A 6,087-nucleotide genomic window follows, 5' to 3' on the forward strand; every position below is an offset into this window, starting at 1 on the left:
TCGTATCGGAGGTAACGGCGAAATTGGGTCGTATCCAGACCCCCTCGTTACACACCGCGCGTCGCATGCCGACAGGCCAAAGCCATATGGGCCCATCGCGCCAAGCCTAGGCCTGCGCCACCGGCAGCTCTCCTACCTGCGTCGTATACCGCGGCGTCCGCATGTCGAACTTCGTGGTCCACTCCCGCTTCGTCGTCAGCCCGGCCCGCGCCGGGACCACAGCCCCCCTGCCCCATCGCGCGTTGCAGGCATCCATCGCCGCCATCAGCGGGCCGGAGCGCTCCCGGTCGAGCGCGCCGATCAGCGCCCGGGGGCTGTGGCTGAGCGGGGCGAGGTCGTTCGTCACCACGCCCGCCTTCGAATAACGCCAGGCCGGCCGGTCGGGGCTCGGGTCGCGCCAGGTCTTGGCGACGCCGAGGCGGGCGGCCTTGATCAGCGCCAGCGTGTCCGAGGTGTGCTCGGGCAGGCTGACGGTGGTGGCGACCGAGCGCTGGGGCGCGTCCCGGTCGTGCTCGGAGGTGTGATAGAAGACCGTCACGTGATCGGTGCCGAGCCCTTCCCGGCGGAGCTTCTCACCGAGCCGCGTGGCGTGGGCGGCCACCGCCTCCTCCAGGGTCGCACGGTCGGTGATGCGGGAGGAGAAGGAGCGCGTGACGGCGCAGCCCTTCCGCCGGGCCGGCACGAGGTCGAGGGGCAGGCAGGCCAGGCCGCGCAGCTCGTAGATGATGCGCTCGCCGACGACGGTGAGGCCCTTCCGGACCGGCCGAGGGTCGAGGTCGCGCAGGTCCGCGACGCTCTCGACGCCCATCGCTTCCAGCTTGGCGAGCGAAGCCCGGCCGATCCCCCACACCTCGCCGACCTCCACCCGGCAGAGCCAGTGCTCATAGGCCGCCACCTCCGTCAGGTCGCAGACGCCGTCGAGGTCGGGCACGCTCTTGGCGATGTGATTCGCGAGCTTGGCGAGCGTCTTCGTCGGGCCGATGCCGACGCAGGTCGGGATGCCCGTCCACGCCCGCACCGTGGCCCGCAGATCGCGGGCGAGTTCGGCTCGGAACACCGGGGCCACGTCCGACAGGTCGAGGAACGATTCGTCGATGGAGTAGACCTCGACCCGGGGGCTGAACTGGCGGAACACCGCGTTCGTACGCCCGCTCATGTCGCCGTAGAGGGTGTAGTTCGAGGAGAAGACGCGCACACCCTGCGTCCGGCAGAGGTCGCGGATCTTGAAGTACGGCTCGCCCATGCGGATGCCGAGGGCCTTCGCCTCGCTGGTCCGGGCGATGGCGCACCCGTCGTTGTTCGAGAGCACGATCACCGGCACCCGGGCGAGCTTGGGATCGAACACCCGCTCGCAGGAGCAGTAGAAGCTGTTGCCGTCGATCAGCGCGACGGCCCGGCCGCCACCGATCCGGTCGCGCTGCCGCTTCGCCGGATCGCTCATGCCATTCGCCCCTGCGCCACGTGCCAGCGGATCGAGAAGCGGACCACGCCCCAGATCGCCCCCTCCCCCATCTCATCGACGGCGAAGGCCGGCAGATCCGGGTTGCAGAAGGCCAGCCGCGGGACGTTGCCCTGGATCACCAGCCGCTTGCACGACATCTCCCCGTCCACCGCGGCCACGACGATGCTGCCGTGGCCGGGCGTGAGACTGCGATCGACGCAGGCGAGATCCCGGTCGAAGATGCCGGCCCCTTCCATGGAGGAACCCGCGATCCGCCACAGGAAGGTCGCCGGCGGGTTCGGCACCAGCCAGCGCGGCAGCTCCAGCGCGCTTTCCATGAAGTCGTCCGCCGGCGAGGGAAAGCCCGCGCAGAGGGCCGACCCGATGAGGGGCACACGCACGGTCTCCGGCCCGTCGAGAGGCAGGACCGCGATGCGACGCACGGTCATCGGACGCGATCCACGCCGAAGGCCGGCCTGAGCTCACCCCCAGGCATTCCTCGTCGCATCCCTCGCATTTCGCCTCGCGCTTTCTAGAACAGACGCAGAACAAGCCTGAGGCGAGGCTCCGGTTCAACAGGTTCGGCGCCGGGGACGAGGCCGGCGCGGACGAGCGGTGTGGAGGGCTGTGGACGCGTGCCGAAACCATCAACGCGCGGAGGACCTTGCCCGAACCCGTCTCCTCCGCCGATCCGGGGAAAACAGGTGGCGGCGCTGCGCGCGGTGGCGGGCACACCGGGCGGTTTGCGGCGCCAAGCCTATCCATCGACGATGCCCGTCCTCGCGCGCCTGGGTCTCGTGGAGGAGCGACCGGTCCCCCGAACCCGCCACAGCGACGGCTCGGCGTGGTTCCTCACCGGCCCGGGCCGGGAGGCGATGCGGGTGTACGGCTGGGACGAGGCGTGAGGACGAGGGAACGCGCGTGAGATCCGCTTGCGACTCAAGCAAGCCGTCCGAATCACTTCGCCGACATGTCAAAAGCAGACACGGGTCATCGTCCCAACCCTTGGTCGTTCATGGTTCTCGACGAGCTGTGGCGCGCTGCTTGACCAGCCTTGGACCTATAGAAGCCACAGCCCGGTCGGTAGTCCGGGTGGCCCAACTCTCAAGCATGGCGGCCGCCATCAGCAGCCGACTCAAAGGGCGCTGACTTTCGTAGGCCCAGCCTAGCCATGAATGGACATAACGCTACATCTAAAGCTGCCTGCGTCGATCGCCATCCGCGGACATCACAAATCTACCCTACAACGGATTATGTGTGCAACGAGGAAGTCATATATTATCACAAGACACGTAGCAGCTTTAATAAGATCGATTATATTTTTAGCCGATTATCTGCGTCAAAATTTTGTACATACCAAATTTATAAGCCTACGCCGTAAAGTCATCTGCGTGTAAAAATATCGACAACAAATCTTTACTGAGTCAGTCTAAGAACGCCAATACTTGCTTGTATCTGCTGGAAAGACTTGATCAGATCGTCTGAATTATTTGCTATGTAAAATTGCGCAGGCGTTGATGCGCAATTTCTCAAAAGCGTCTGCCCAGCGGAGTCAATTGGGTCACTTGGCACGCTAAAACCAATTGTATAAATCGATATATTTGCATTTTTAGCGTTTTTGCATGCTTCTGCCGTTAGTGCATCAAGAGCATTTCTGGCGCTTGTTGAATCATAAACGTTTTGGTTGCCAGTGGGCATTCTGCCGCTCGCGGTTGTATCATTCGCATTCTTAAAGTACCCGGCCGCAAAATACATAGATCCGTTTGGAGAATATGGGTTCGTGGCCCAACTATTTGTGCCATCCGTCATCAATATTATGATCTTGTTGATCGTTTGAGCACTTGAGCTGTTGGATGACGACGAGTAAGCGCTGCCATCTGCGAACACGCTAGTCGGTGAAAGCGTTCGCCAGCCCCACATGAAACCTTCATGAATATTTGTCGAGCCGGATGGCGCCATCGCATTGATCAAAGCCTTCAATGCGGCCTTATCATTTGTCAGCCGTTGCAATGGCCGCGTTGTGCAACCAAAATTCGGACCGTTAGGGATTCCGGTATAGGCGCCGGAATTGGTTGGCGCTGGATTTGCCGGACTGACGTACTTGCAAGCGCGCCCTTCGGCGGAATTGAATGACGTGCCCGCCGGCTGTACAGGGCAGCTACCGAGGTTGCTGCCATTGTCGTCGTCGATATAGCTGTTGAAGCTATAGTATTTATTGTTATTGACTGTGAATTCTGCATAATTTTTGTTCGCCGCCCCAGGCTCGTCGGGGGCAAACAAAGGTACATAATAGGAGTCCTTGTTCGTGCCGGTCGGAGCGCCGTCTTGTACGTTTAACGGGTAAGGCAGAGTTTCCAAGCAGCCGGCCCAATCCCAACCGTTATTGGCGGCTTTCAACTTCGAGAATATGTCGAATCTATTAGTAAAATTGGAACCGCGCGGCGAAAGCACATTCGTCCAATGCAGGCTGGACTGACCGTTCTGATCGATCCAAGAGGCGTAACGGTACGCCGATGGGTCGACGGCTACCGCCGCCGCGAATGGAACTATGGAAATTTTCGTCGCGCTCGAAAATGAACTGTTATTGTAGACATAGTTCACGAAATTTGTCGAAGCTTGTTGTACAGCCTGCAACTTTGTTTGGCCGCCGCTCGACGCGCCCATCGATCCAGTGTTATCGAGTACAAGGGCAATTTCGAATGTCTTCGGCAGGGGGCTCGCGCATTCTGATTTTGCGCGGGGGTTCATAAAAGTTGTTCCGGTTAACTTTCCAAAGAACACCGAAGATTGTTTGTGGGCGACAAGTGTGATTTTGCGCGGATTGTTTGTGATGATAAGGGGCTCGACAAGCAGATTCTGCACTCCCATCGCACCGGCCATCGTCGTTTGAGCCAAGATGTTCAGATCAACTGTAGATATGGTCATCGGGGTTTGGCATAGTAGGAGGGCAGTGCTGTCTGTCGCGGCTCTGAGTTTCGTTTCCAGCCGGGTTGCGAGGCCATAGTCGATGGCGGCGCCACCGAACATGAGCATGGGTATGCTCAGTGCAGCGAAGAGAATGGCAACGTTGCCACCCCGGCACGAAAATAATCCGTATTTCATTATATGCCATAGCTCGCTAAGTAGAGGAGCCGTCCGGAGCCGAGCCGTCGCATGCTTTTGCGTTCGATGCCGGTAATACAACCTCTTTGTAGGTGTTCGCTCCGTAGGTTTTGCCGCCGCGAGTTGGCCACGGAACATTGCTGGTCAACGTGATAGAGTTCCCTATTCCGCCGACCAGCCGAGTAAGTGTGCTACCGATCATTGGCGTGTATACGATACTGACTTCCGCTTGAACGTACCGCATTCCAACGGTCTGATAGCCGAGAGGAACAACCAGATCCGAGGCCGAGCCACTACTCCGGGCCACTGCATTGGCGTTCGCGATGCTGGAACAGACCGTTGGGATGAGGGTGCCGCCATTCACCCCCACGCCCATAGCGCTGACCACGACATTCAACTTACTGATATCGAATGGTCGCATGACGGCTGCGGAAGAGGAGATGATATCGTTCATCAGACTTGAGCTGATGGGGTTCTGAGTATCGCCTTGCCCTGTTAAGTCGGCGAGGGTTCGCGCCAGCAGTGTCAGCTTGCGCCATTCATCAATACCACGCGCCAACTCGGTCATGCCTGCCAACATCATGAGCAGCGCGGGCAAGATGATGGCGAATTCGGTCGCCGCAGTCGCACGACGCTCCTGACACAGACGCTTGACGCAATGCCGGAGGGACCTCAACATGGACCTGATCCGCTGGTCTGATAGGGCTCCGTGCGGAACACCGCGGTCGATGTGAGCAGGCCAGAGGAGTTGCTGCCACTCTCGATCTTTTTGGTGTTCAGCCCTAGCAAATTGAAAAATGTGGGAAACTGAACGGCGGCCGTGACCACGACGATCGTTCCAGGTTTCGCGCAGTCATACCGGGTTCCGAAGCTTGTGTTCCACGTGCCAGTTGCCGTGTCGACCGGCTTAGATGGTGACGCATTCGAGAAACTCGTCGAGGTCGCTACGTCAATTCTGACGGCTTGGCAGTTGAAGACATTGGCGACAGTGGCTGAAGCTGGACCGCACATCGTTGTTTTCAATGCCGCCAAAAGGGTCGCGGCGTCAGTTTGTGTACTGTTGGCGGATTGAAATTGACCAGTGAAGATTGTTCGAACCGCATTTTGTAGGGCCCGATCAAAATTCTGTGTAGCCCATATCTGAAAAGCGACTTGAAAGATTGCGCCGCAGAGTGCGAGAAATGGCATGGATACCATAGCGAACTCGACAGCCGCTGCGCCCGAATTATCGCGGCACAGGTCGATACGCTTGTTCCACACGTTCAATCGCGGGTTGCGCAAAGTCGCCGCTCTTATAAATAAGCGATGATGCAGATCTGTAGCGAGAATTATGGCAGAATGTGCTAAACTTGACTTAACGTGACCTCATACACGACTGGACAATTTAGCGCGCCAAGGCCGAGCGGCCTCCCGTCGAGCTGAGGTCGTAGGGGCGCGGGGCGGTGTCGGCTTCCGTCAGTTGCTGGCCGAAAGCAGACTGGCAGAAATCCACCCTGAGCAGCCCTTCGGCTCCCGACCCAATCTCGCCGTTACCTCCGATACGA

6 protein-coding genes and 1 pseudogene are annotated in these 6,087 nt (G+C 59.5%); 2 read left to right on the forward strand and 5 right to left on the reverse strand.

The window, feature by feature from the left end; genetic code table 11:
- Positions 1-106: 106 nt before the first annotated feature.
- Positions 107-1,441 carry a Y-family DNA polymerase gene (locus MFF06_RS22455; RefSeq protein WP_238208404.1) on the reverse strand — a complete coding sequence of 445 codons (1,335 nt, stop codon included), beginning with the start codon at positions 1,439-1,441 and terminating at the stop codon, positions 107-109.
- Positions 1,438-1,890 (reverse strand): LexA family protein, encoded by a 453-nt coding sequence (locus MFF06_RS22460; protein ID WP_238208406.1) that lies wholly within the window; start codon positions 1,888-1,890, stop codon positions 1,438-1,440. Before MFF06_RS22460 ends, MFF06_RS22455 begins: the two co-directional genes overlap by 4 nt.
- A 255-nt stretch (positions 1,891-2,145) precedes the next feature.
- Between MFF06_RS22460 and MFF06_RS22465 the strand changes: the two genes are divergently transcribed.
- Entirely contained in the window at positions 2,146-2,346 is a 201-nt protein-coding gene (locus tag MFF06_RS22465; RefSeq protein ID WP_238208408.1) for a hypothetical protein, read from the forward strand.
- A gap of 511 nt (positions 2,347-2,857) precedes the next feature.
- Here the strand turns inward: MFF06_RS22465 and MFF06_RS22470 are convergent.
- Both MFF06_RS22470 and MFF06_RS22475 read right to left on the reverse strand, forming a co-directional pair.
- Complete coding sequence (locus tag MFF06_RS22470) at positions 2,858-4,543, reverse strand: pilus assembly protein TadG-related protein (protein ID WP_283207307.1); 1,686 nt, start codon at positions 4,541-4,543, stop codon at positions 2,858-2,860.
- 16 nt (positions 4,544-4,559) lie between these two features.
- Positions 4,560-5,222, reverse strand: coding sequence for a TadE/TadG family type IV pilus assembly protein (locus tag MFF06_RS22475; RefSeq protein WP_238208412.1), 663 nt, complete (start codon positions 5,220-5,222; stop codon positions 4,560-4,562).
- Between the two features lie 141 nt (positions 5,223-5,363).
- On the opposite strand from MFF06_RS22475, the gene MFF06_RS22480 reads away from it, so the two are divergent.
- Positions 5,364-5,615 carry a hypothetical protein gene (locus MFF06_RS22480; protein WP_238208414.1) on the forward strand — a complete coding sequence of 84 codons (252 nt, stop codon included), beginning with the start codon at positions 5,364-5,366 and terminating at the stop codon, positions 5,613-5,615.
- Positions 5,616-5,647: 32 nt separating this feature from the next.
- On the opposite strand, the pseudogene MFF06_RS22735 reads toward MFF06_RS22480, so the two are convergent.
- Positions 5,648-5,803 (reverse strand): annotated as a pseudogene (locus MFF06_RS22735) (TadE/TadG family type IV pilus assembly protein); the annotation flags it as partial.
- Positions 5,804-6,087: the final 284 nt, after the last annotated feature.

It is taken from the genome of Methylobacterium aerolatum, from assembly GCF_022179085.1.
Lineage (GTDB): Bacteria > Pseudomonadota > Alphaproteobacteria > Rhizobiales > Beijerinckiaceae > Methylobacterium > Methylobacterium aerolatum.